20 protein-coding genes are annotated in these 23,766 nt (G+C 61.4%); 14 read left to right on the top strand and 6 right to left on the bottom strand.

The window, feature by feature from the left end:
* Positions 1-48: 48 nt before the first annotated feature.
* On the top strand, positions 49-450 hold the full coding sequence (locus F8N80_RS06970; protein ID WP_150783539.1) for a hypothetical protein: 402 nt from the start codon (positions 49-51) through the stop codon (positions 448-450).
* 121 nt (positions 451-571) lie between these two features.
* Here F8N80_RS06970 and F8N80_RS06965 read toward each other — a convergent pair whose 3' ends face one another.
* Positions 572-1,978, bottom strand: a complete 1,407-nt coding sequence (locus F8N80_RS06965; RefSeq protein ID WP_150745348.1) for an MATE family efflux transporter — start codon at positions 1,976-1,978, stop codon at positions 572-574.
* A 364-nt stretch (positions 1,979-2,342) separates the two neighbouring features.
* Here F8N80_RS06965 and pdxB point away from each other — a divergent pair, with 364 nt between their 5' ends.
* On the top strand, positions 2,343-3,485 hold the full coding sequence (pdxB, locus tag F8N80_RS06955) for a 4-phosphoerythronate dehydrogenase PdxB (protein WP_150783538.1): 1,143 nt from the start codon (positions 2,343-2,345) through the stop codon (positions 3,483-3,485).
* Positions 3,486-3,660: 175 nt separating this feature from the next.
* Here the strand turns inward: pdxB and F8N80_RS06950 are convergent, their stop codons facing one another.
* A complete protein-coding gene (locus tag F8N80_RS06950; protein WP_150745346.1) occupies positions 3,661-3,840 on the bottom strand; it encodes a PA1571 family protein in 180 nt (59 codons plus the stop codon).
* 257 nt (positions 3,841-4,097) lie between these two features.
* Between F8N80_RS06950 and F8N80_RS06945 the strand changes: the two genes are divergently transcribed.
* On the top strand, positions 4,098-5,894 hold the full coding sequence (locus tag F8N80_RS06945; protein ID WP_191632874.1) for an ABC transporter transmembrane domain-containing protein: 1,797 nt from the start codon (positions 4,098-4,100) through the stop codon (positions 5,892-5,894).
* A 165-nt stretch (positions 5,895-6,059) separates the two neighbouring features.
* Entirely contained in the window at positions 6,060-7,082 is a 1,023-nt protein-coding gene (locus tag F8N80_RS06940; protein WP_150783536.1) for a Fic family protein, read from the top strand.
* Positions 7,083-7,441: 359 nt separating this feature from the next.
* Here F8N80_RS06940 and F8N80_RS06930 read toward each other — a convergent pair whose 3' ends face one another.
* Positions 7,442-9,370, bottom strand: a complete 1,929-nt coding sequence (locus F8N80_RS06930; protein ID WP_150783535.1) for a transglycosylase SLT domain-containing protein — start codon at positions 9,368-9,370, stop codon at positions 7,442-7,444.
* 213 nt (positions 9,371-9,583) lie between these two features.
* On the opposite strand from F8N80_RS06930, the gene F8N80_RS06925 reads away from it, so the two are divergent.
* Positions 9,584-11,500 (top strand): ATP-binding cassette domain-containing protein, encoded by a 1,917-nt coding sequence (locus F8N80_RS06925; RefSeq protein WP_150745342.1) that lies wholly within the window; start codon positions 9,584-9,586, stop codon positions 11,498-11,500.
* 193 nt (positions 11,501-11,693) lie between these two features.
* Here F8N80_RS06925 and F8N80_RS06915 read toward each other — a convergent pair whose 3' ends face one another.
* Complete coding sequence (locus F8N80_RS06915) at positions 11,694-12,134, bottom strand: universal stress protein (RefSeq protein WP_150745341.1); 441 nt, start codon at positions 12,132-12,134, stop codon at positions 11,694-11,696.
* A 205-nt stretch (positions 12,135-12,339) separates the two neighbouring features.
* On the opposite strand from F8N80_RS06915, the gene F8N80_RS06910 reads away from it, so the two are divergent.
* The 8 genes from F8N80_RS06910 to F8N80_RS06870 all read left to right on the top strand — a co-directional run bounded on the left by F8N80_RS06910 (position 12,340) and on the right by F8N80_RS06870 (position 21,598).
* Entirely contained in the window at positions 12,340-12,777 is a 438-nt protein-coding gene (locus tag F8N80_RS06910; RefSeq protein WP_150745340.1) for a hypothetical protein, read from the top strand.
* 52 nt (positions 12,778-12,829) lie between these two features.
* Complete coding sequence (locus tag F8N80_RS06905; protein WP_150783534.1) at positions 12,830-13,486, top strand: hypothetical protein; 657 nt, start codon at positions 12,830-12,832, stop codon at positions 13,484-13,486.
* Positions 13,487-13,875: 389 nt separating this feature from the next.
* Complete coding sequence (gene fadB, locus F8N80_RS06900) at positions 13,876-16,023, top strand: fatty acid oxidation complex subunit alpha FadB (RefSeq protein ID WP_150783533.1); 2,148 nt, start codon at positions 13,876-13,878, stop codon at positions 16,021-16,023.
* A 31-nt stretch (positions 16,024-16,054) separates the two neighbouring features.
* Complete coding sequence (gene fadA / locus F8N80_RS06895; protein ID WP_150783532.1) at positions 16,055-17,230, top strand: acetyl-CoA C-acyltransferase FadA; 1,176 nt, start codon at positions 16,055-16,057, stop codon at positions 17,228-17,230.
* Positions 17,231-17,328: 98 nt separating this feature from the next.
* Positions 17,329-17,565, top strand: coding sequence for a DUF1653 domain-containing protein (locus F8N80_RS06890; protein WP_150783531.1), 237 nt, complete (start codon positions 17,329-17,331; stop codon positions 17,563-17,565).
* Between the two features lie 114 nt (positions 17,566-17,679).
* On the top strand, positions 17,680-20,313 hold the full coding sequence (gene topA / locus F8N80_RS06885; protein WP_150783530.1) for a type I DNA topoisomerase: 2,634 nt from the start codon (positions 17,680-17,682) through the stop codon (positions 20,311-20,313).
* A gap of 385 nt (positions 20,314-20,698) precedes the next feature.
* Complete coding sequence (locus tag F8N80_RS06875) at positions 20,699-21,223, top strand: DUF6586 family protein (protein ID WP_150745334.1); 525 nt, start codon at positions 20,699-20,701, stop codon at positions 21,221-21,223.
* Positions 21,224-21,364: 141 nt separating this feature from the next.
* Complete coding sequence (locus F8N80_RS06870; RefSeq protein ID WP_128870876.1) at positions 21,365-21,598, top strand: hypothetical protein; 234 nt, start codon at positions 21,365-21,367, stop codon at positions 21,596-21,598.
* Positions 21,599-21,692: 94 nt separating this feature from the next.
* On the opposite strand, the gene sulA is transcribed toward F8N80_RS06870, so the two are convergent.
* Together sulA and lexA are read right to left on the bottom strand one after the other, a co-directional pair.
* Positions 21,693-22,163: an SOS-induced cell division inhibitor SulA gene (gene sulA / locus F8N80_RS06865; RefSeq protein ID WP_150783529.1), complete on the bottom strand. Its 471-nt coding sequence runs from the start codon at positions 22,161-22,163 to the stop codon at positions 21,693-21,695.
* A gap of 10 nt (positions 22,164-22,173) precedes the next feature.
* On the bottom strand, positions 22,174-22,782 hold the full coding sequence (gene lexA, locus F8N80_RS06860; protein ID WP_150783528.1) for a transcriptional repressor LexA: 609 nt from the start codon (positions 22,780-22,782) through the stop codon (positions 22,174-22,176).
* A gap of 229 nt (positions 22,783-23,011) precedes the next feature.
* Between lexA and F8N80_RS06855 the strand changes: the two genes are divergently transcribed.
* Positions 23,012-23,719, top strand: a complete 708-nt coding sequence (locus tag F8N80_RS06855) for a TetR/AcrR family transcriptional regulator (RefSeq protein ID WP_150745331.1) — start codon at positions 23,012-23,014, stop codon at positions 23,717-23,719.
* Positions 23,720-23,766 lie beyond the last annotated feature (47 nt).

The raw sequence follows: 23,766 nt of genomic DNA, 5'->3' as shown, positions 1-23,766 counted from the left end.
TAGGAGCCAGGCTTGCCGGCGAAGGCAGCCTCAAGCCCTGCACCGCCCATGAAAACGCCTTCGCCTGTAGGAGCGAGGCTTGCCCGCGAAGGCGGCCTCAAACCTTGCGCCGTCAATGAAGACGCCTTCGCCGGCAAGCCTGGCTCCTACGGCGAAGGCGGCCTCAAGCCATGCACCGCCCATGACGACGCCTTCGCCGGCAAGCCTGGCTCCTACGGCGAAGGCGGCCTCAAGCCATGCAGCGCCCATGACGACGCCTTCGCCGGCAAGCCTGGCTCCTACGGCGAAGGCGGCCTCAAGCCATGCAGCGCCCATGACGACGCCTTCGCCGGCAAGCTTGGCTCCTACGGCGAAGGCGGCCTCAAACCTTGCGCCGTCCACTACAGACGCCTTCGCCGGCAAGCCTGGCTCCTACGGAGAAGGCGGCCTCAAGCCATGCAGCGCCCATGACGACGCCTTCGCCGGCAAGCCTGGCTCCTACGGCGAAGGCGGCCTCAAACCCTGCACCGTCCACTACAGACGCCTTCGCCGGCAAGCCTGGCTCCTACAGGGGTTCAGCGTTTTCCACCATTTAGGGCGCAGCTCCTACCCGAATCCGCCTGCGTGCACTGCGCGTCAGGCGGATCGATAGCATCAGCGCCGCGCAGCTCAGGCCGACGATCAAACCCTGCCACAGCCCGCTCGGGCCGCTCGGGGGGCCGAGCCAGTCGGTCAGGCCCAGGGCGTAACCCACCGGCAAACCGATGCCCCAATAGGCGAACAGGGTCAGGATCATCGTCACCCGGGTGTCCTGATAACCACGCAACGCGCCGGCCGCGGTGACCTGGATCGCGTCGGAGAACTGGAACAGCGCCGAGTACACGATCAGCATCGCCGCCACCCGGATCACCGTCGGGTCCGCGGTGTAGATGGTTGCGATGTGCTCGCGCAGCAACAGCATCATGCTCGCGGAAATGCAGGCATATGCCAGCGCCGTGCCCATGCCGACTCCGGCGGCGAAGCGCGCTTCACGGGGCTGCTGGCGACCGAGGGCCTGGCCGACGCGCACGGTCACGGCCATGCCGAGGGAGTAGGGGATCATGAACACCAGCGAGCTGAAGTTCAGGGCGATCTGGTGCCCGGCGACCACGGTCGCGCCGAGGCTGCCGATCAGCAGCGCGATCACGGCGAAGATGCTCGACTCCGCGAACACCGCAATCCCGATCGGCAAGCCGATGCCCAGCAGGCGTTTGATTACCGACCATTGCGGCCAGTCGAAACGGCTGAACAACTGGCTCGACTGATAGGCCGGCGCCCAGCGTTCCCAGCCGGCCATGCCCAGGGCCATCACCCACATCACGATCGCCGTCGCCCAGCCGCAACCGACGCCGCCCATGGCCGGCACACCGAAGTGGCCATAGATGAACACGTAGTTCAGCGGAATGTTCAGCGCCAGCCCGCACAAGCCGAGGACCATCGCCGGGCGGGTGCGTCCCAGACCATCGCTGAAGCAGCGCAGCACATGGTAGAAGGCGACGGCGGGCAGGCCGCTGGCGATTCCGTGCAGGTATTGCATGCACGGGCCGATCAGCTCGGGATCGACCTTCATCAGGTGCAGGATCGGTTCGGCGCTGAGTAGCATGACGGTCGCCATCAAACCCACCACCAAGGCCAGCCACAGGGCCTGGCGCACGATCGGGCCGATCTCGCTGGGGGTGCCGGCGCCGAAACGCTGGGCGACTTTCGGTGTGGTGGCCAGCAGGGTGCCGGTCATCAACAGGAAGACCGGGACCCAGATCGAGTTGCCCAGCGCCACCGCCGCCAGATCCCGCGGCCCGACCCGGCCGGCCATCACCGCATCGACGAAGCCCATGGCAGTGGTCGCCAGCTGCGCGACCATGATCGGCAGCGCCAGGGCGAGCAGGTTTTTCAGCTCCAGGCGAACCCGGGCGGGGCGGTTGAGGGAGGGAGCGGCGGGTCGGTCGGTTACGGAATTCAAGGGCGGAACGTCCAGAGGTGTTTGAGGCGCGAGGCGGGGCATTCTACGCCCTGACGCATTGGTCAGGAAAAGTCCTGTGTTGGGGATTTGTAATCGCACGCCCCCCTGTAGGAGCAAGCCCGCTCCCACAAGGGGATTTGCGGCGAACGCAAAGTCCGGGCACGGCGGCGATCAAAAATGTGGGAGCGGGCTTGCTCGCGAAAGCGGTTTGTCAGGCGACATCAATATTGACTGGGCTGCCGTCTTCGCGAGCAAGCCCGCTCCCACATAGGAGGTGGGGTCTTTTCATGGAGCTGCGAGCAATGCCCGCTGGCCCACCACGGTCATCTCCGCCTACACTGCCAACCCGCCAAAGGAGCCTGCCATGCTGATTGTTGCCGACGAAAATATCCCGCTGCTCGATGCCTTCTTCGAAGGTTTCGGTGAAATCCGCCGGGTGCCGGGACGTTCCATCGACCGCGCCACCGTCGAGCAGGCCGATGTGCTGCTGGTGCGTTCGGTGACCAACGTCAATCGCGCGCTGCTCGACGGCAGCAAGGTGCGGTTTGTCGGTACCTGCACCATCGGCACCGATCACCTGGACCTGGATTACTTGCAGCAGGCCGGCATCACCTGGTCCAGCGCCCCTGGTTGCAATGCCCGGGGCGTGGTCGACTACGTGCTGGGCAGTCTGCTGACCCTGGCCGAGATCGAAGGCGCCGACCTGACCCAGCGCACCTATGGGGTGGTGGGGGCCGGCGAGGTGGGGGGCCGGCTGGTCAAGGTCCTGCAAGGTCTGGGCTGGAACGTGCTGGTCTGCGATCCACCCAGGCAAGCCGCCGAAGGGGGCGATTACGTCAGCCTCGAGCAGATCATCGAACAGTGCGACGTCATCAGCCTGCACACGCCGTTGAAGAAGCACGGTGCCCAGTCGACCTGGCATCTGTTCGATAAAAACCGCTTGAATCGACTCAAGCCCGGCACCTGGTTGATCAACGCCAGTCGTGGCCCGGTGGTCGATAACGCTGCGTTGCGCCAGGTCCTGTTGCAGCGTGAAGACCTGCAAGCGGTGCTGGATGTCTGGGAAGGCGAGCCCGAAGTCGATGTGGCGCTGGCCGAGCTCTGCGTGCTGGCGACGCCGCACATTGCCGGTTACAGCCTGGATGGCAGGCAGCGCGGGACGGCGCAGATCTATCAGACGTGTTGCCGGTTCCTCGGGCAACCGGAGCAGGTCAGCTTGAGCGATTTGCTGCCGGCGCCCTGGTTGTCGCACGTGACCTTGAACGCGCAAAGCGATCCGGCCTGGGCGTTGGCGATGGTGTGCCGGGGGGTGTATGACCCGCGCCGTGATGATGCGGATTTTCGGCGTAGTCTGGTCGGCAGCGTGAGCGAGCAGCGGGCGGCGTTTGATGGGTTGCGCAAGCATTATCCGCTGCGGCGGGAGATTGATGGGTTGCAGGTGCGGATCGAGGGGGATTCGCCGGAGTTGCACAAAATCGTGGCGGCGTTGGGGGTGGTGGCTATTTAGGGACCGAGTAGGTCCCTTCGCGGGCAAGCCTCGCTCCTACAGGTCATGCGTCAATTTCGGCATCGCATTAATCCTGTAGGAGCGAGGCTTGCCCGCGAAGGCCGCACCACAATTCCTGGATAGCCCCCATAAAAAACCCGGCCTCCAGGGCCGGGTCAAGAAGACGGTGGCTATATCACTTTTTTTCGGCAGGCTTGACCAACCGCTGTTCCAGTTCGCTGCAAGCTTTCTGGATCATGCCTTCAGTGATCGGTACTTCGCGCCCATCCTTATCAATAATCGAGCAACCCAGAGACTGGTCTGGCTGTGTGCGGATCACTTCAATCTTGTCATCGCTGCTGTTTTGCAAGGACATGGCCTGTCTCCTCATCAGGTTGTGTGCTTACTGTAGAACCGCCAGGTGACCGGGCTGTGACAACTCCCTGCGATCATTCTGGGCGGCCTTATCAGTCCACCAGAAATACTGCGGTCTTGCCACCCGAACTTTAGACCAATACCGTCTAGGTACTAGACATTGCGGTCATAATTAAACCGACTCATTGTGATTTACACCGTTGCCGCCCCATTGAGCGGTGTAGGCTGGCCCGATTAATGGCTCTATCGCGTACCGGGATGATCCTGATGCTCTCTGCTCGTCAACGCCGTGCGTTTCGCCTGGCCAGTCGTTTTCTCGCGCCGTATCGTTGGCCGGCCCTCGGCGCCTTGCTCGCCTTGGTCGTCACGGCCGGCATCACCCTGTCCATGGGGCAGGGCATTCGCCTGGTGGTGGACCAGGGGTTCATGACCCAGTCGCCGCACTTGCTCAATCAGTCCATCGGCCTGTTCCTGCTGCTGGTGCTCGGCCTGGCGATCGGCACGTTCGCGCGGTTTTACCTGGTGTCGTGGATCGGCGAGCGCGCGGTCGCGGACATCCGCCGCCAGGTGTTCAACCACCTGATTTACCTGCACCCGGGGTTCTACGAAGACAACCGCAGCTCCGAGATCCAGTCGCGCCTGACGGCCGATACCACCTTGCTGCAATCGGTGATCGGCTCATCGCTGTCGCTGTTCCTGCGCAATTTGTTGATGGTGATCGGCGGGATCGTCCTGCTGTTCATCACCAACCCCAAGCTCACCAGCATTGTGGTGATCGCCTTGCCCCTGGTGATCGCGCCGATCCTGATTTTCGGCCGGCGCGTGCGCAGCCTGTCGCGCCTGAGTCAGGACCGGATTGCCGATATCGGCAGCTACGTCTCTGAAACCCTGGGCCAGATCAAGACCGTGCAGGCCTACAACCATCAGGCGCAGGACGAACAGCGCTTTGCCGTGACCGTGGAACAGGCATTCGACACCGCCCGCAAACGCATCTTCCAGCGCGCCTGGCTGATTACCCTGGTGATCGTGCTGGTGCTGGGCGCGGTCGGGGTGATGCTGTGGGTCGGTGGCATGGATGTGATTGCCGGGCGCATCTCCGCCGGTGAACTGGCGGCCTTTGTGTTTTACAGCCTGATCGTCGGCAGCGCGTTCGGTACCTTGAGCGAAGTGATCGGCGAATTGCAGCGCGCCGCTGGCGCCGCCGAGCGGATTGCCGAGTTGCTGCGCTCGGAAAACATCATCCAGCCGCCGACCACCGGCCTGGTGACCTTGCCGGAACGGGTCAAGGGCGACCTGGTGCTGCAGGACCTGCGTTTTTCCTACCCGTCGCGCCCGGAAAGCTACGCCGTCGATGGCTTGAATCTGACGATCAATGCCGGCGAAACCCTGGCGCTGGTCGGACCGTCCGGGGCCGGCAAGTCGACGGTGTATGACCTGCTGCTGCGCTTTTACGATCCCGCCGAAGGCTGCATCCTGCTCGACGGCATCCCCCTGACGCGACTCGACCCGCTGGACCTGCGCCGCTGCTTTGCCCTGGTCTCGCAAAGCCCGGCACTGTTCTTTGGCAGCATCGAAGAGAACATCCGCTACGGCAACCCGACGGCGACCCTGGCCCAGGTCAAGGACGCGGCAAAAATCGCCTACGCCCATGACTTTATCGAGGCCATGCCCAACGGTTACCAGACCCACCTCGGTGATGCCGGCCTCGGCCTGTCCGGCGGCCAGCGCCAACGCCTGGCCATCGCCCGGGCGCTGCTGGTGGATGCCCCGATCCTGCTGCTCGACGAAGCCACCAGCGCCCTCGATGCCCAGAGCGAACACCTGATCCAGCAGGCCCTGCCCAGCCTGATGAAAAACCGCACCACCCTGGTCATCGCCCACCGCCTGGCCACCGTGAAAAACGCCGACCGGATCGCGGTGATGGATCAGGGGAAGCTGGTGGCGGTGGGGACGCATCAGGAGTTGATTGCGAGCAATGCGCTGTATGCGCGGTTGGCGGCGTTGCAGTTCAGTGATGGGAAGGCTGAATCCGAGCCCGGCAAAGAACCCGTGTAGGAGCCGGCTTGCCGGCGAAGGCGGTGGCACATTCAGTGAAGGTGTTGGCTGACAGACCGCTTTCGCCGGCAAGCCTGGCTCCTACGGGGTGGCGGTGAACGAGATTAATAAATCTGGCCGCGTTCGGGCATTATGGCGGCCTCAGTTGCGAGCCTGGATGAGGATATGAGCCGTTATCAACCACCGTTGACCCTGACCACCAGAATACTGGCGTTGATCGCCGAGATCAGTGAACAGATCGGTCAGCTGTCGGCTGTGGATGATCGTCGGCAGACGCCTCAACTGCGGCGCGGCAACCGGATTCGGACGATTCAGGCGTCCTTGGCCATCGAGAACAATACCCTCAGTATCGAGCAGGTGACTGCTGTGCTCGCGGGGCAGCGAGTGCTGGGGTTGCCTCGGGAAATCCAGGAAGTGCGCAATGCCTTTGCGGCCTACGAGGCGATGCCGGATTGGCAGCCAAGCAGCCGAGCGGACTTGCTGCAGGCTCATAAATTGTTGAAGCACGGTTTGATCGACGACTTTGGGCCGTTCCGCCGAGCCGGTGTGGGTATTTACCGGGGCGAGCAACTGGTTCATATGGCGCCGCCTCCCAGTCGCGTTGCGCATTTGATAGATGATCTGTTGGCCTGGCTTGGCGCTTCTGATTGGCACCCGCTGATCATCAGTTGCGTCTTCCATTACGAGTTCGAATTCATCCATCCGTTCGCCGACGGCAATGGACGCATGGGGCGTCTTTGGCAGACCTTGATCCTCAGTCAGTGGCGTCCGGTGTTGGCTTATTTGCCGGTCGAGGCGGTGATTCGAGAGCAGCAGGACGCTTATTACGGGGCATTGTCGGCGGCCGATCAGTTGGCGGAATCGACGCCTTTTGTCGAGTTTATGCTGCAGGCATTGAGTCTCGCCCTTAGGGAGGCGGCCCAGAGCGAACCAGTAACCGACCAAGTAACCGACCAAGTAGCGAGGCTGCTTTGGTCGCTCCTTGGAAGGGGGCCGATGAAGGTCAGCGAGTTGATGGAAGAGGTCGGATTGGCACACAGGGCGACCTTCCGGGTTAACTACCTCAAGCCGGCATTGGCTTCAGATTTGATCGAAATGACAAACCCTGATTCGCCTAACAGCCCGGCCCAACGATACCGCCTCACGGAACTAGGCAAACAGGCTGCGGCACGATCCGGATCGGCTTAGGAGCTGCCGCAGGTCGGGCCGCGTTCGGACGATCTTTTGATCTTGAAAAATGCCCGCTTCAATCGAAGCGGACGTTTTGTTTACGGCTCAAAGCAAGATCAAAAGATCGCAGTCTACGGCAGCTCCAGGGTTTTGCGTCGGGCGATATGTGTGCATGGCCGCGATTCTGTGGGAGCGGGCTTGCCCGCGAAGAGGGCGGGACAGTCAACATCGATGTCGACTGACACAGCCTCTTCGCGGGCAAGCCTCGCTCCTACAGGGTTTTGCGCCGGGCACAATATTCGTGTGTGGCAGCGATTTCTGTGGGAGATTCTATGTTGCAGGGCAACCTGCAACTTCAGGCCGTAGGGGCGCCGACATCATTGATCGTCAAAATACCGCTCATGCCAATCCACCAGCGGCTGTGGCGAGTTGAGCTTCTGGCCGTAGATCACCGAATACGACAACACGTTCTGCACGTACTGGCGGGTTTCGTCGAACGGGATGCTTTCCACCCACACGTCGAAGCTCAGGTGATCCGCGCCGCGCAGCCACTGGCGCACGCGGCCGGGGCCGGCGTTGTAGGCGGCGGAGGCGAGGACGCGGTTGCCGTTGAACTGGGCGTGGACCTGGCTCAGGTAGGCGGCGCCGAGCTGGATGTTCTTGTCCGGGTCGAACACCTGCTGCGGCGAGGCCAGCGGAATGCTGAACTTGCGCGCGGTTTCCTTGGCGGTGCCGGGCATCAACTGCATCAGGCCGCTGGCGCCGACGCTGGAGCGGGCGTCGTCCATGAAGGCGCTTTCCTGGCGGGTGATGGCGAACACCCAGCTCGAGTGCAGCCCACGGACCTTGGCTTCACGCACCAGGGTTTCGCGGTGGGCCATCGGGAAGCGGATGTTCAAATCGTCCCAGTACTGCGCCTGGCTGATGGTGCGGATCGCCGGGAAATACCATTTCAGGTCATAGGCCAGTTTCGCCTGGGCGACCATTTCATCGCGGCTGAAGTGGCGGCTGACGTGGTACCACTCGCGACGACCGTCGACGATTTGCCCGCGGGCGTGGAACTCGAGTGCCCGACGGATGCCCGGGGTGTTGCGCACCTTGTTGATCAGTGCCTGGCTGAGCACCAGCGGTTTGTTGTTCAGCGAGTAGGGCGACTGCGAGCGATCGGCGGCCAGGAACCCGTAAAAATCACGCTCGCGGGCCAGGCCCTTGTAGAGCGTCTGTGCTTCCGGGCTCTGGGGCTGCGCCAGTTCCAGGCTGCGCGCCTGCCAGTAGCGCCAGCGGTTGGTCGTCGCCAGGTCTTGCGGCAGGCGGCGGCTCAACTGGTAGGCATCGTCCCAGCGGCCCAGGCGCAACAGCAGGCGCATGCGCCATTCCGACACGGTGTTGTCGCGCAGTTCCGGGTCGTACTTGGTCATCATGTCCAGCGCGCGAGGGTCGAACCGTTTGGCCAGGGACAGGCCGATTTCCCGGGCGATCGCCACTTTTTCGTCGCGGGAGAAGTGCATGCTGCTGGCGTAACCATCGAGCATCTGCATCGCCCGGTCAGGGTCCTGCCGCGCCAGGCGGCGCAGGCCCAGGCTGACCACGTCGGACATCGGCTCATCGGCCGGAATGAACCGTGCCGGGTCGTTGAGCAGCTCGGGTTTCTGCGCCACTTCCACCAACAGGCGGCCGCGCGGGGCGAGGGTGGTCAGACCGTTGACCAGGCTGTTGGCCAGCGGGTAGTTGCGCGCCTGGGCCGCGAGCTTGGTGCGCTCCCAGCGTCGTTGTTCGGTCAGTTGGCCTTCGGCGGCCCAGATGCCGAACAGCGTGTCGCAGGCGGCGGGTTGGGATTTGCCGGTCAGCCAGAGTTTTTGCGCGTTGGCGTAACCTTCTGCTTTCTGGTTATGGGTGATCTGGTACTGCGCGTTCAGGCAGTCCAGCTCGGTGAAGTTCATCTTCGGGTCGTAATACTTGACGAAGGTCGCCCAGTCGCCGCGTTCGGACAACCAGCGCAACCAGCGCAATTTCATCCAGTTGGCCTGGGGCAGGTCACCGTGTTCGGCGAGGAATTTCTCGATTTCGGCATTGCTCGCGAATTTCAGGCGCGCGGTCAGCTCGTCATAGGCCAGGTAAGGTTCCAGCGGATAATCGCTCAGGGCCTGGCGGTAGCTGAAATACGGACCGGTGTCGCCCTTGGCCAGGGCGCGCTTGGCTTCATCGTAATACTGGCGCTGGGTGGACAAATCCACGGCCTGGGCGGTGTGGACGACGGTGGCAGCAAGAAGAAAACAGGACAAAAGACTAAAAAGGCGACTGCGCATGAGACGTCCGGGCAGAGAAATCATGACAAGCGCAAGCATTGCCCGCGCTGAATTGCCTGTAGCTTAGCTGTTTGCCAGCAACGGGCGAAAGCTTTGCCGGTCTCGCGGCATCAACTCGCAACATTTGTCCTGCAGAGTGTCGCCCAGGTGAAATTGCCGGCCTTCTGCAGCCTCAAGTCAGGTAGAATGCGCGCCCGGTTTTTGGAGAAGCTCATGACCCTGCTCAAATTCAGCGATGTGTCCCTTGCTTTCGGCGCTATGCCGTTGTTGGACAAGGTGTCCTGGCAGATCGCCCGTGGTGAGCGGGTGTGCATCATCGGCCGCAACGGCACTGGCAAGTCCAGCATGATGAAGCTCGTCAAGGGCGACCAGAAGCCTGACGACGGCTCCGTTTGGCGCGCGCCCGGCCTCAAGATCGGCGAATTGCCGCAAGAATTGCCGGTAGCCGACGAGCGGACCGTGTTCGACGTGGTGGCCGAAGGCCTGGACGGTGTCGGCGAGCTGCTCGCGCAGTATCACCACCTGAGCCAGAACATCGTCACCGACGCCGACCTGGACAAACTGATGCACGTCCAGCACGACCTCGAAGCCCGTGACGGCTGGCGTTTGCAGCAACTGGTCGACAGCACCTTGAGCCGTCTGCAGTTGCCGGCCGACAAGACCCTCGCCGAATTGTCCGGCGGCTGGCGTCGTCGCGTGCTGCTGGCCCAGGCCCTGGTGTCCGAGCCGGACCTGCTGCTGCTCGACGAGCCGACCAACCACCTGGACATCGGTGCCATTGCCTGGCTCGAAGAAGCGCTGAAGGATTTCCAGGGCGCCGTGCTGTTCATCACGCACGACCGTTCCTTCCTGCAGAACCTGGCCACCCGCATCCTCGAACTGGATCGCGGCGGCCTGATCGACTGGAACGGCGACTACGCCAGCTTCCTGGTGCACAAAGAGGCCTCGCTGGCCGCTGAAGAAACCGCCAACGCGCTGTTCGACAAGAAACTGGCCCAGGAAGAAGTCTGGATCCGCCAGGGCATCAAGGCGCGTCGCACCCGTAACGAAGGCCGCGTGCGCGCCCTGAAAGCCCTGCGCGTGGAGCGCAGCGAGCGTCGTGAGCGCACCGGCAAGGCCAACATTCAGCTGGACACCGCCGACAAGTCCGGCAAGCAGGTGATGGTCCTCGAGAACGTGAGCTTCGCTCACCCGGGCGGCCCGTTCCTGATCAAGGACTTCTCGATGGTCCTGACGCGCGGCGACCGTATCGGTCTGCTCGGCGCCAACGGTACCGGCAAGACCACCCTGCTGAAACTGATGCTCAGCGGCCTGCAGCCTACCAGCGGCACCGTGGAGGAGGGGACGCGCATCGACGTGGCCTACTTCGACCAGTTGCGCCATCAGCTGGACCTGGAAAAGACCGTGATCGACAACGTGGCCGAAGGTCGCGACTTCATCGATATCGATGGCCAGAGCCGCCACGTGCTGAGCTACCTCGGCGACTTCCTGTTCAGCCCGCAGCGTGCCCGCACGCCGGTCAAGGCGCTGTCCGGCGGTGAACGTGCGCGGTTGTTGCTGGCGAAACTGTTCAGCAAGCCGGCGAACCTGCTGGTGCTCGACGAACCGACCAACGACCTCGACGTTGAAACCCTGGAACTGCTGGAAGAGGTCTTGCTGACCTTCAACGGCACCGTGCTGATGGTCAGTCACGACCGGGCATTCCTCGACAACGTGGTCACCAGCACCCTGGTCTTCGAAGGTGAAGGCAAGGTTCGCGAATACGTCGGTGGTTACCAGGACTGGCTGCGCCAGGGCGGCTCGCCGCGCCTGCTGGGCGTGACCGAGAGCAAATCCGGCAAGGCCGACCTGACCTCTGCGGTGGTCACGGCTGAACCGGCGCCGGTGGCTGCGGTAGAAGCGCCGGTGGCCAAGAAAAAGCTCAGCTACAAGGTGCAGCGTGAGCTGGAAGCCTTGCCGGGGCAGATCGAAGCCATGGAACAGCAGATCGCTGCCGTTGAAGCGCAGATGGCGGATGCCGGGTTTTATCAGCGTCCGGCGGCCGAGAGCGCTGCGGTGATTGCGCAGCTGGAGCAGTTGAATGCTGAGCTCGACGTCATGGTCGAGCGCTGGGCCGAGCTGGATGCCTGATTGATCCCGCGATAAAAAAGCCCGGCGTTTCAGTGATGAGCGCCGGGCTTTTCGTATGCAACACGATCCACAAGCCGTCGCAGATCCAATGTGGGAGCGGGCTTGCTCGCGAAAGCGGTGTGTCATTCAACATTGATGTCGCCTGACACACCGCTTTCGCGAGCAAGCCCGCTCCCACAGTGGAAATGGGTTGTCAGCTTTTGTTTTGCAGGCGCACCGCAAGCACATCGCACGGCGCGCCGTGCAGCACGTCATTGGCGGTGGAACCCAGCAGCAGTGCCAGGCCATGCCGGCCGTGACTGCCGACCACGATCATGTCGCACCCTTGCTCCTTGGCCAGGTGGTGAATCTCCTGGCGGGGCTGGCCGTAGGTCAGGTGGCTGTATTCCTTGGAGAGCTCCGGATACTTGATGATAAGTCGGTCCAGACGCTCCCGGGCCTGATCGAACTGCTGTTGTTGCAGTTGGGACAGGTCCATCGGCACGTCACCACCAAAGGCCATGGCCATCGGCTCGACGATGTGCACCAGGGACAGCTTGGCGCCGTTGCTCAACGATAGCTCGCGAGCGCGGTGGATGACAGGGTCGCACTCTTCGGTCAGGTCTACAGCGACCAGGATGTGGTTGTAGGGCATGAGGTGCTCCTCCTGAGGGTTGCATTAAGGGTAAGTATGGCTGGTTTCAAGCACATTGGTTTCAAAGTGACCTGGCGCGCTCATTTAAAATCGGTGCATTCAGAAACAATGCAACAACGATGCATTTAAAAACGGTGCATTTGGAAACGATGCATTTGAAAACGGTGCATTTGAAAACGATGCATTTGAAAACGGGAGTACAGATATGACGGTCTGGATAGTGGTGTCAATCCTGTTAGTGGTCCTGAGCCCGCTGGCATGGTTGCGGCCGTCCCATGGGCAGAGCGGGCGCATGGCCCTGCGGATGGAGGCGCGACGCATCGGTTTGGCCATGCAACTGGCGCCTCAGGAGTGGCCACACTGGCTCAGTCCGGAGCCGCCGAGCCCGTGCGCCCAGTACCATAGGCCGCGGCGCGGCAATCAGCCAGCCTGCTGGAGCTACTGGCAAAAATCCCCGGGGCTGTGGGTGAATCAGTGGCAGGAGGTCTGTGAGGATCCTGCTCTGCTCAATCATTTCGAAAAATTGCCGGCCAATGTCTACAAGGTCGAGGCGGACAAGCAGATGATCACCTTGTACTGGGGCGAGAAGGGCGAATCCAGCGTCTTGCAACAAATCGACGCCACCCTCAAAGCCCTCGCCTGAACCCCGCCCCCCCCCCCCCGTAGGAGCCAGGCTTGCCGGCGAAGGCGTCATCATGGGCGGTGCACGGCTTGAGGCTGCCTTCGCCGTAGGAGCCAGGCTTGCCGGCGAAGGCGTCTTCATGGGCGATGCAAGGCTTGAGGCTGCCTTCGCCGTAGGAGCCAGGCTTGCCGGCGAAGGCGTCATCATGGGCGGTGCACGGCTTGAGGCTGCCTTCGCCGTAGGAGCCAGGCTTGCCGGCGAAGGCGTCTTCATGGGCGGTGCACGGCTTGAGGCTGCCTTCGCCGTAGGAGCCAGGCTTGCCGGCGAAGGCGTCTTCATAGGTGGTGCAAGGCTCAAGGCCGCCTTCGCCGTAGGAGCCAGGCTTGCCGGCGAAGGCGTCATCATGGGCGGTGCACGGCTTGAGGCTGCCTTCGCCGTAGGAGCCAGGCTTGCCGGCGAAGGCGTCTTCATAGGCGGTGCAAGGCTCAAGGCCGCCTTCGCCGTAGGAGCCAGGCTTGCCGGCGAAGGCGTCTTCATAGGTGGTGCAAGGCTCAAGGCCGCCTTCGCGGGCAAGCCTCGCTCCTACAGGGGGTCGTGCGAAAAGCCACTCCGTTCGCCTGGCGAGCAGGCAATAAAAAGCCCGACATCATCATCGGGCGGAAGTTGGCCAGGCAGGCCGGAAATTCTTTGTTGCATTGATCTTGCGCCGGGTATTCACCCCCAGCGTTGAAAAATCTTCCTCGACTCCCCCAGCGTAGCCCGTTAAACGCAGCCTGCCGCGGATTAGGGCGACTTTTCTAACAATTGATCCTATCAATGGCCGCATATGCATCCGCGTGTTGCAGGTCTTCGTGGTACGGAAGTGACCGTAAAGTCGCGCTTCAACCCGCATTTTGGGCGATTGACAATTGTCGGAAATTCCGTGAAGGTGGCATACCCAAATCAAACGGGCGTATGAATTGAGCGTTTGTATTAAAGATCGCTCCTACAGAATCCCGACTATCGCGTTGGCGGGTGTGCCGGGTGGATGGGCGTAGCATTGACGATAACCGTCCCTGCCGAGCCATTTGCCTGCGTCCGACGTGTACTGTTCAGCTTCCATATCGTGGAGATCAGTTGATGATTTACGAAGGTAAAGCCATCACGGTTAAGGCTCTTGAAAGTGGCATCGTCGAATTGAAATTCGACCTCAAGGGTGAGTCCGTCAACAAGTTCAACCGTCTAACCCTGAACGAACTGCGTCAGGCCGTGGACACCATCAAGGCAGATGCTTCGATCAAGGGTGTGATCGTCAGCAGTGGCAAGGACGTGTTCATCGTCGGCGCCGACATCACCGAATTTGTCGAGAACTTCAAGCTGCCCGATGCCGAGCTTGTGGCAGGCAACCTCGAAGCCAACAGGATCTTCAGCGATTTCGAAGACCTGAATGTCCCGACTGTCGCCGCGATCAATGGCATCGCCCTGGGTGGCGGCCTGGAAATGTGCCTGGCGGCGGACTACCGCGTCATGGCCGATACCGCCAAGATCGGCCTGCCGGAAGTCAAGCTGGGCATCTACCCGGGCTTCGGTGGTACGGTGCGCCTGCCGCGCATCATCGGTGCCGACAACGCCATCGAGTGGATTGCCGCCGGCAAGGAAAACCGCGCTGAAGACGCACTGAAAGTCGGTGCCGTCGACGCCGTGGTCGCCCCGGAGAAACTGCTGGAAGCCGCACTGACCCTGGTCAAGGGCGCCATCTCCGGCGAATTCGACTACAAGGCCAAGCGTCAGCCGAAGCTGGAAAAGCTCAAGCTCAACGCCATTGAACAAATGATGTCGTTCGAAACCGCCAAAGGTTTCGTCGCAGGCCAGGCTGGCCCGAACTACCCGGCGCCGGTCGAAGCGATCAAGACCATCCAGAAAGCCGCGAACTTCGGTCGCGACAAGGCGCTGGAAGTCGAGGCTGCAGGTTTCGTCAAACTGGCCAAGACCTCTGCTGCGCAGTGCTTGATCGGTCTGTTCCTGAACGATCAGGAGCTGAAGAAAAAGGCCAAGGCCTACGACGAAATCGCCAGGGACGTGAAGCAGGCTGCCGTATTGGGCGCCGGCATCATGGGTGGCGGTATCGCGTATCAGTCGGCTTCCAAAGGGACGCCGATCCTGATGAAGGACATCAACGAGCACGGCATCGAGCAAGGCCTGGCTGAAGCCGCCAAGCTGCTGGTGAGCCGCGTTGACAAGGGTCGCATGACCGCGGCGAAAATGGCCGAAGTGCTCAACGGCATTCGTCCGACCCTGTCCTACGGTGACTTCGGTCACGTCGACCTGGTCGTCGAAGCCGTCGTCGAGAACCCCAAGGTCAAGCAAGCCGTGCTGGCTGAAGTGGAAGGCCAGGTCAAAGAGGACACCATCCTCGCGTCCAACACCTCGACCATTTCCATCACCTTGCTGGCCAAGGCCCTCAAGCGTCCGGAAAACTTCGTCGGCATGCACTTCTTCAACCCGGTGCACATGATGCCCCTGGTGGAAGTGATCCGTGGCGAGAAGTCCAGCGAGCTGGCCGTCGCCACCACCGTGGCCTACGCCAAGAAAATGGGCAAGAACCCGATCGTGGTCAATGACTGCCCGGGCTTTTTGGTCAATCGCGTGCTGTTCCCGTACTTCGGCGGTTTCGCCAAGCTGGTCAGCGCCGGTGTGGACTTCGTCCGCATCGACAAGGTCATGGAAAAATTCGGCTGGCCGATGGGCCCGGCGTACCTGATGGACGTGGTCGGCATCGACACCGGCCACCACGGTCGCGATGTGATGGCTGAAGGTTTCCCGGACCGCATGAAAGACGACCGTCGTTCAGCCGTCGACGTGCTCTACGAAGCCAAGCGCCTGGGCCAGAAGAACGGCAAGGGCTTCTACGCCTACGAGACCGACAAGAAGGGCAAGCAGAAGAAAGTCGCCGATCCGTCGGTGCTGGAAGTGCTCAAGCCGATCGTGTTCGAGCAGCGTGAAGTGAGCGACGAAGACATCATCAACTGGATGATGATCCCGCTGTGCCTGGAGACCGTGCGCTGCCTGGAAGACGGCATCGTCGAAACCGCTGCCGAAGCCGACATGGGTCTGGTCTACGGCATTGGTTTCCCTCCATTCCGTGGCGGTGCGCTGCGCTACATCGACTCGATCGGTGTGGCCGAGTTCGTTGCCCTGGCTGACCAGTACGCTGATTTGGGCGCGCTGTACCACCCGACCGCGAAACTGCGTGAAATGGCCAAGAACGGCCAACGGTTCTTCGGTTAAGCGCCCCACACTAGAGCGAGAGTGAAATTTTATGAGCTTGAATCCTAGAGACGTCGTGATTGTCGACTTCGGTCGTACGCCGATGGGCCGCTCCAAGGGCGGCATGCACCGCAACACCCGCGCCGAAGACATGTCGGCGCACCTGATCAGCAAATTGCTGGAACGCAACGTCAAGGTCGACCCGAACGAAGTCGAAGACGTGATCTGGGGCTGTGTGAACCAGACCCTGGAGCAGGGCTGGAACATCGCCCGCATGGCGTCCCTGATGACGCAGATCCCGCACACCGCTGCCGGCCAGACCGTCAGCCGCCTGTGTGGCTCGTCGATGAGCGCCTTGCACACTGCCGCGCAAGCGATCATGACCGGCAACGGTGACGTGTTCGTGGTGGGCGGCGTCGAGCATATGGGCCACGTGAGCATGATGCACGGTGTCGATCCGAACCCGCACATGTCGCTGTACGCGGCGAAAGCCTCGGGCATGATGGGCCTGACTGCGGAAATGCTCGGCAAGATGCACGGCATTACTCGCGAGCAACAGGACGCTTTCGGCCTGCGCTCCCACCAGCTCGCCCACAAGGCGACGGTGGAAGGCAAGTTCAAGGACGAAATCATCCCGATGCAGGGCTACGACGAGAACGGTTTCCTGAAACTGTTCGACTACGACGAAACCATTCGTCCGGAAACTACCCTGGAAAGCCTGGCGGCGTTGAAGCCAGCGTTTAACCCCAAGGGCGGCACCGTGACCGCCGGTACGTCGTCGCAGATCACTGACGGTGCTTCGTGCATGATCGTGATGTCGGCGCAGCGTGCCCAGGACCTGGGGATCCAGCCCCTTGCGGTGATTCGCTCGATGGCCGTGGCAGGTGTGGACCCGGCGATCATGGGCTATGGTCCAGTACCGGCCACCCAGAAAGCATTGAAGCGCGCAGGCCTTGGCATCAACGATATCGACTTCTTCGAGCTCAACGAAGCGTTCGCCGCACAGGCCCTGCCGGTGCTGAAAGATTTGAAAGTGCTCGACAAGATGAACGAGAAGGTTAACCTGCACGGCGGCGCGATCGCCCTGGGTCATCCGTTCGGTTGCTCCGGTGCACGGATCTCCGGCACCCTGTTGAACGTGATGAAGCAGAATGGCGGCACCTTCGGGGTAGCTACCATGTGCATTGGTCTCGGCCAAGGCATCTCCACCGTCTTCGAACGCGTTTAAGCGTTTCGTTGAAGGAAGCCGGGGCCAAGTGCCCCGGTTTTTGTTTTTGCGGATTTTTTTATTTTTTATTTTGAAAAGATTTGAGCGAGGGCCAAGCCATGCCGATACAACCGGGTCTGTACGAGCATTACAAAGGTCCGCAGTACCGCGTATTCAGCACCGCGCGGCATTCGGAAACCGAAGAGGAAGTGGTCTTCTACCGAGCCCTGTATGGCGATTACGGCTTTTGGGTGCGTCCCTTGAGCATGTTCCTGGAGTCGGTCGAGGTTGACGGCGAACAGGTCCCGCGCTTTGCTTTGGTGCAAGCCGAACCGAGCCTTTTTTCCAAGCCATAAGCTGAGTGCGCGCACAACCCTGCGCTTGACCTCACCTTGTAGCCACTATATATAGCGGTGCCGCGTCAGGCGCCAACCGCCTTTCACTTCTAGAATTCAGGAATTTTCTGATCCATGGGCAAATCGCTGGTCATTGTGGAATCCCCGGCTAAGGCCAAGACCATCAACAAGTATTTGGGCAACGAATACGTGGTGAAGTCGAGTATCGGCCATATCCGAGACCTGCCCACCAGCGGTTCGGCTAGCGCCAGCAAAGAGCCTGCCGCCAAGCGCGGCAAGGCCGCCGCGGGTGAAGGTCCGGTACTCACGCCCAAAGAGAAAGCGCGCAAGCAGCTGGTCTCGCGCATGGGCGTCGATCCCGATCAGGGCTGGAAAGCCCAGTACGAGATCCTCCCGGGCAAGGAAAAGGTCATCGAAGAGCTGCGCCGGCTCGCCAAGGATGCTGACACCATCTATCTCGCAACCGACTTGGATCGCGAGGGGGAAGCCATTGCCTGGCACCTGCGCGAAGCCATCGGGGGTGACGACAGCCGCTACAAGCGCGTGGTGTTCAACGAAATCACCAAGAAGGCGATCCAGGAAGCCTTCTCCAAGCCGGGCGAGCTGGACATCGACCGGGTCAACGCCCAGCAGGCGCGGCGTTTCCTCGACCGCGTGGTCGGTTACATGGTGTCGCCGCTGCTGTGGGCCAAGGTCGCCCGTGGCCTGTCCGCCGGTCGCGTGCAATCGGTGGCCGTGAAGCTGGTCGTTGAGCGTGAGCGTGAAATCCGCGCGTTCAACCCGGAAGAGTACTGGGAAGTTCACGCCGACCTCGGCACTGCCAAGGGCGCCACCGTGCGCTTCGACGTGGCCCGTGAGAAAGGCGAAGCCTTCAAGCCGCTCAACGAAGCCCAGGCCATGGCCGCGCTGGAGAAGCTCAAGGCTTCCAGCTACAGCATCGTCAAGCGCGAAGACAAGCCGACCAGCAGCAAGCCATCGGCACCGTTCATTACTTCCACCCTGCAACAGGCCGCGAGCAACCGCCTGGGCTTCGGCGTGAAGAAAACCATGATGATGGCCCAGCGTTTGTACGAAGCCGGCTACATCACGTATATGCGTACCGACTCCACCAACCTCTCGGTTGATGCCGTGACGATGGCGCGCACTTATATTGAAGGCGAATTCGGCAAGAAGTACCTGCCGGAAAACCCGAACGTCTACAGCAGCAAGGAAGGCGCACAAGAGGCTCACGAAGCGATTCGTCCCTCCGACGCCAATACCGAGCCAAGCAAGCTGTCGGGCATGGAGCGTGACGCTGAGCGGCTCTACGAGCTGATCTGGCGCCAGTTCCTCGCCTGCCAGATGCTGCCGGCAAAATACCTGTCGACCACGGTCACCGTCGGTGCCGGCGACTTCGAGCTGCGGGCCAAGGGCCGCATCCTCAAGTTCGACGGTTACACCCGCGTGATGCCGCAGATCGCCAAGCCAGGCGATGACGACGTGCTGCCGGACATGGCCCAGGGCGATGCGATGGAGCTGATCAAGCTTGATCCGACCCAGCACTTCACCAAGCCGCCGGCGCGTTACTCGGAAGCGAGCCTGGTCAAGGAAATGGAAAAACGCGGCATCGGTCGTCCTTCGACCTACGCCGCGATCATTTCGACCATCCAGGACCGCGGCTACGTGGCGCTGCACAACCGTCGCTTCTATTCGGAAAAGATGGGCGACATCGTCACCGAGCGCCTGGCCGAGAGCTTCTCCAATCTCATGGACTACGGCTTCACCGCCGGCATGGAAGAGAACCTCGATGACGTGGCCCAGGGCGAACGCGACTGGAAAAACGTGCTCGACGAGTTCTACGGCGACTTCAAGAAGAAGCTCGAAGTAGCCGAAAGCCCCGAAGGCGGCATGCGCGCCAACCAGCCGGTGATGACGGACATCCCGTGCGTGGTCTGCGCTCGTCCGATGCAGATTCGTACCGCATCGACCGGCGTGTTCCTCGGTTGCTCGGGCTACAGCCTGCCGCCGAAAGAACGCTGCAAGGCCACCGTCAACCTGGTGCCGGGCGATGAAATCGCCGCGGACGACGAGGGTGAGTCGGAGTCGCTGGTGCTGCGTGGCAAGCATCGTTGCCCGATCTGCAGCACGGCGATGGACGCTTACCTGCTCGACGAGAAGCGTAAGTTGCACATCTGCGGCAACAACCCGGATTGCGACGGCTACGAAATCGAAGAGGGCAGTTATCGCATCAAGGGCTATGAAGGTCCGAGCCTGGAATGCGACAAGTGCGGCAGCGAGATGCAACTCAAGACCGGCCGTTTCGGCAAGTTCTTCGGCTGCACCAACGCGACCTGCAAGAACACCCGCAAACTGCTGAAAAGCGGTGACGCGGCGCCGCCGAAGATGGATCCGGTGAAGATGCCTGAGCTGAAATGCGAAAAGGTCAACGACACCTACATCCTGCGCGACGGGGCTTCCGGGCTGTTCCTGGCGGCCAGCCAGTTCCCGAAAAACCGCGAGACCCGTGCGCCGCTGGTGCTGGAAATCGTGCCGCACAAGGATGAGATCGATCCGAAGTACCACTTCCTGTGCGAAGCACCGAAGAAAGATCCGGACGGCCTGCCAACTGTGATCCGTTACAGCCGCAAGACCAAGGAGCAGTACGTGCAGACTGAAGTCGAGGGTAAGCCGACTGGCTGGAAGGCGTACTACGACGGCGGCAAGTGGACGGTAGAAGACAAACGCCCGGCAAAAGCCGCCAAGGCTTGAACCTGTAGGAGCCAGGCTTGCCGGCGAACCAGGCGCCGCGGTGTAACTGTAATACCGCGTCATCGTTCTTCGCCGGCAAGCCTGGCTCCTACAGCGAACCAGGCGCCGCGGTGTAACTGTAATACCGCGTCATCGTTCTTCGCCGGCAAGCCTGGCTCCTACAGCGAACCAGGCGCCGCGGTGTAACTGTAATACCGCGTTATCGTTCTTCGCCGGCAAGCCTGGCTCCTACAGCGAGCGGAGCGAGCGCTCTCGGCACTCGAGGCCGCATGACCACCTTCGGGTGTTCATGCGGCTTTTTGTTTTGTGCTTGCGGGAGGCGCAGGTGATCCACGACACTGTCTGACCTGCGTGAAGCAATTATTTCGTTGTGGAGGCTGCCGTCATGGCCCACGAACTCTATACCCGTACCAACCAGAAGATTTATTTCGCCGGCCTGTCACTGGAAGCGCTTGCCAGCGCCGAAGAGGGGCGGGCGATGAACTCGCTGGCGCTGATTCAGGCCGGGCGCGAATCGGCGTTGTTTCACCTGTATGGCGCGTTGCTGGGGTTATGTCATGAAATCGCCGGCTTCTATCGCTTGCCCCAGGCCAATGCGCCCCGGGCGGAGATGCTGCTGACCCGGGAAGTGCTGGAAGCCATCGCCATCCCTGAAATGGCCGAGATGGTCGAACTGGCGCAGAACCCGGAAACCTGGCTGGCCCGGCTGCTGGCCGCCCATGCGGCGCTGTTTCAGCCGCCACGGGCCCCGCACAAACCTAAAGGCGATGTAACCCAGCCGCTGATCCTGGCTGTTAACCTGGATGAAGAACAGGCGCCTCAGGAATTGAGTCGGGAAGAGCTGGAGCGCTGGCGTCAGAACCTCAAGGGCCTGGCGATCCGGTTTCGCGAAGGGTTGAACGAGTGCTGAAACACTGAGTATCTGACCAGTGTTTCGCTCAGGGAAGCGTGTTGTGGGAAATTTCTCTGAGTGATGACATCTGGTGAAGATCCCGAGCGAAGCCGGGAAGATGCCTATATAATCCCCGCCTTTCTTGGAGAACTCATCTTTATGCCAACGTCCTTTTTAGAAATTGTCGAGTTACCAGACGGCCGTATCGAACTGCGCAGGGCCGAGGACGAGGGTTCCCTGGTTACTTTGGATTTCTCTGAGGATGCCAAGGCGTTCCTGCAAGGCCAGCACGTGGAAGTCGCCAAGGCGATGTTGAGCGTCGGCGTTCAGATGGCCGGACGCCTGGTTGAAGGTGAATTTGAACCGGATCAGGGGTCGCGGATTCTTCATTGATCCCGTCCGTCGTTTTATTGCGGATACCTCTGCAGATCGGCTTCTCTATCCCTGGAGAAGCCCCGCGCTTCTGCGCGCGTACCCCGTTTATCAGCTAACCCAGTCGAATATTCAGGCTCTGCGCATCCCCGGTCCGGGCGGCGCTGATCAACTGTTGCCGTGAGGCTGTGCTCAGCGGGTTGAGCCAGCTGACCACCGTATGGCTACGGCCCAGGCGCAGGGCTTCGCAGGTCAGTCGATGAACGCTCTGGGTGCCACGGGGGTGCAGCAGCAGGATGCGTTCGCGATTCAGGCCGGCATCGCGCAACCAGGCCTGGGTCAGGCTGGCGGGCGGGGCGATCAGGGTCAGCCAGCGAGCGTCCTGGTCCTCGCTCAATTCCCTGAGGATCGGTGCCAGAAGGTTCAGGCAGTTCCCGGTCGCACCACGCAGTGACAGCTCGCTGAAGACGTCCGGTTCGGCATTCCAAGGCGACTCGACCTCTTTCAGGATCGGCGCCAACGGCTGCATCAAGAACGCCTCGAACAACGGCAACTGGGCTTGCTGTGGTGTATGTGGGAACTGCATAAAGCCTCCTTTAGCGGCGAATCACGCCGACACTCAAGCCTTCGATCACCAGGTCCTGATCTTTCAGGTTCACTTCGATTGGGGCGAATTCAGGGTTTTCGGCCAGTAGCCAGACTTTGCTGCCGTCGCGCTTGAAGCGCTTGACGGTCACTTCGTCGCCGATCCGCGCGACCACGATCTGGCCGTTGCGGGCTTCACGGGTGGTGTGGACGGCCAGCAGGTCGCCGTCGAAAATACCCACGTCCTTCATGCTCATGCCATGGACCCGCAGCAGATAGTCGGCGCGCGGATGGAAGAAGGTCGGGTTGATGTTGCAGGATTCCTCGATGTGCTGCTGGGCGAGGATGGGCGCGCCGGCCGCCACACGGCCAATGATCGGCAGGGTGGATTCGTCGGCCTTGGCTTCGAAACCGGGGATGCGGATGCCGCGGGAGGCCCCCGGGGTCATCTCGATAGCGCCCTTGCGGGCCAGTGCCTTGAGGTGTTCTTCGGCCGCGTTGGGCGACTTGAAACCCAGTTCCTGAGCGATTTCCGCGCGGGTCGGCGGGTAGCCGTTGTCATCTAGGCAGCGTTTGATGAAGGCCAGAATCTCTGCTTGGCGTGGCGTCAGCTTTAGCATATTGATCGCTCTGTCTTTTTATACAGTGACTGGGATTATATACAGTGGAACGACCTTGGCAATGCCCCTTTTTTTGCTGGCCGCCAGGCGGTCGATCAACCGGCTGATTAAAGCTTCACCGATGTATGGTTAAATAGCTGACCGACCATTCCCGAAACGAACCGCCAGACTTGACAAGGCTGGGACTGAAACGTATGTTTCAAACAAGTGTTTGTCAGGCGGAGTAGCCATGGCCCAGTCGGAAACCGTTGAACGCATTCTCGATGCTGCCGAGCAATTGTTCGCGGAGAAAGGTTTCGCCGAAACCTCGTTGCGTCTGATCACCAGCAAGGCCGGGGTCAACCTGGCGGCGGTGAATTATCACTTCGGCTCGAAGAAGGCGCTGATCCAGGCGGTCTTCTCGCGCTTTCTCGGGCCGTTCTGCATCAGCCTCGACAAAGAGCTGGAGCGGCGCCAGGCCAAGCCGGATAACAAGCCGACCCTTGAAGAGCTGCTGGAAATCCTCGTCGAGCAGGCCCTGGTGGTGCAGCCACGCAGCGGCAACGATCTGTCTATCTTCATGCGCTTGCTGGGTCTGGCCTTCAGTCAGAGCCAGGGCCATTTGCGGCGTTACCTGGAAGACATGTACGGCAAGGTGTTTCGCCGCTACATGACGCTGGTCAACGAGGCCGCGCCGCGGATTCCACCGATCGAACTGTTCTGGCGGGTGCACTTCATGCTCGGTGCCGCGGCGTTCAGCATGTCGGGGATCAAGGCCTTGCGCGCGATTGCCGAGACCGACTTCGGCGTCAACACCTCCATCGAGCAGGTCATGCGGCTGATGGTGCCGTTTCTGGCGGCCGGCATGCGTGCCGAAACCGGCGTGACCGACACGGCCATGGCGACCGCGCAGCTGCGTCCGCGTAGCAAATCGACACCCTTTGCCGCCAAGGTTTGACCGCACACGGGTGGGCGCGGCAGCGGACATCCGCTAAGCTGGGCGCC

It is taken from the genome of Pseudomonas fluorescens (assembly GCF_902497995.1).
GTDB classification, from domain to species: domain Bacteria; phylum Pseudomonadota; class Gammaproteobacteria; order Pseudomonadales; family Pseudomonadaceae; genus Aquipseudomonas; species Aquipseudomonas fluorescens_BK.
The sequence above is the reverse complement of the archived record's forward strand: the minus strand, read 5'-3'. Positions and strand labels throughout refer to the sequence as shown.

Bases quoted from the DNA above. Each gene is read 5' to 3' on its own strand.
- F8N80_RS06970 (WP_150783539.1), top strand. From the start codon at position 49: ATGAAAACGCCTTCGCCTGTAGGAGCGAGGCTTGCCCGCGAAGGCGGC.
- pdxB (WP_150783538.1), top strand. From the start codon at position 2,343: ATGCTGATTGTTGCCGACGAAAATATCCCGCTGCTCGATGCCTTCTTC.
- F8N80_RS06950 (WP_150745346.1), bottom strand. From the start codon at position 3,840: ATGTCCTTGCAAAACAGCAGCGATGACAAGATTGAAGTGATCCGCACA.
- F8N80_RS06945 (WP_191632874.1), top strand. From the start codon at position 4,098: ATGATCCTGATGCTCTCTGCTCGTCAACGCCGTGCGTTTCGCCTGGCC.
- F8N80_RS06940 (WP_150783536.1), top strand. From the start codon at position 6,060: ATGAGCCGTTATCAACCACCGTTGACCCTGACCACCAGAATACTGGCG.
- F8N80_RS06930 (WP_150783535.1), bottom strand. From the start codon at position 9,370: ATGCGCAGTCGCCTTTTTAGTCTTTTGTCCTGTTTTCTTCTTGCTGCC.
- F8N80_RS06925 (WP_150745342.1), top strand. From the start codon at position 9,584: ATGACCCTGCTCAAATTCAGCGATGTGTCCCTTGCTTTCGGCGCTATG.
- F8N80_RS06915 (WP_150745341.1), bottom strand. From the start codon at position 12,134: ATGCCCTACAACCACATCCTGGTCGCTGTAGACCTGACCGAAGAGTGC.
- F8N80_RS06910 (WP_150745340.1), top strand. From the start codon at position 12,340: ATGACGGTCTGGATAGTGGTGTCAATCCTGTTAGTGGTCCTGAGCCCG.
- F8N80_RS06905 (WP_150783534.1), top strand. From the start codon at position 12,830: ATGGGCGGTGCACGGCTTGAGGCTGCCTTCGCCGTAGGAGCCAGGCTT.
- fadB (WP_150783533.1), top strand. From the start codon at position 13,876: ATGATTTACGAAGGTAAAGCCATCACGGTTAAGGCTCTTGAAAGTGGC.
- fadA (WP_150783532.1), top strand. From the start codon at position 16,055: ATGAGCTTGAATCCTAGAGACGTCGTGATTGTCGACTTCGGTCGTACG.
- F8N80_RS06890 (WP_150783531.1), top strand. From the start codon at position 17,329: ATGCCGATACAACCGGGTCTGTACGAGCATTACAAAGGTCCGCAGTAC.
- topA (WP_150783530.1), top strand. From the start codon at position 17,680: ATGGGCAAATCGCTGGTCATTGTGGAATCCCCGGCTAAGGCCAAGACC.
- F8N80_RS06875 (WP_150745334.1), top strand. From the start codon at position 20,699: ATGGCCCACGAACTCTATACCCGTACCAACCAGAAGATTTATTTCGCC.
- F8N80_RS06870 (WP_128870876.1), top strand. From the start codon at position 21,365: ATGCCAACGTCCTTTTTAGAAATTGTCGAGTTACCAGACGGCCGTATC.
- sulA (WP_150783529.1), bottom strand. From the start codon at position 22,163: ATGCAGTTCCCACATACACCACAGCAAGCCCAGTTGCCGTTGTTCGAG.
- lexA (WP_150783528.1), bottom strand. From the start codon at position 22,782: ATGCTAAAGCTGACGCCACGCCAAGCAGAGATTCTGGCCTTCATCAAA.
- F8N80_RS06855 (WP_150745331.1), top strand. From the start codon at position 23,012: ATGGCCCAGTCGGAAACCGTTGAACGCATTCTCGATGCTGCCGAGCAA.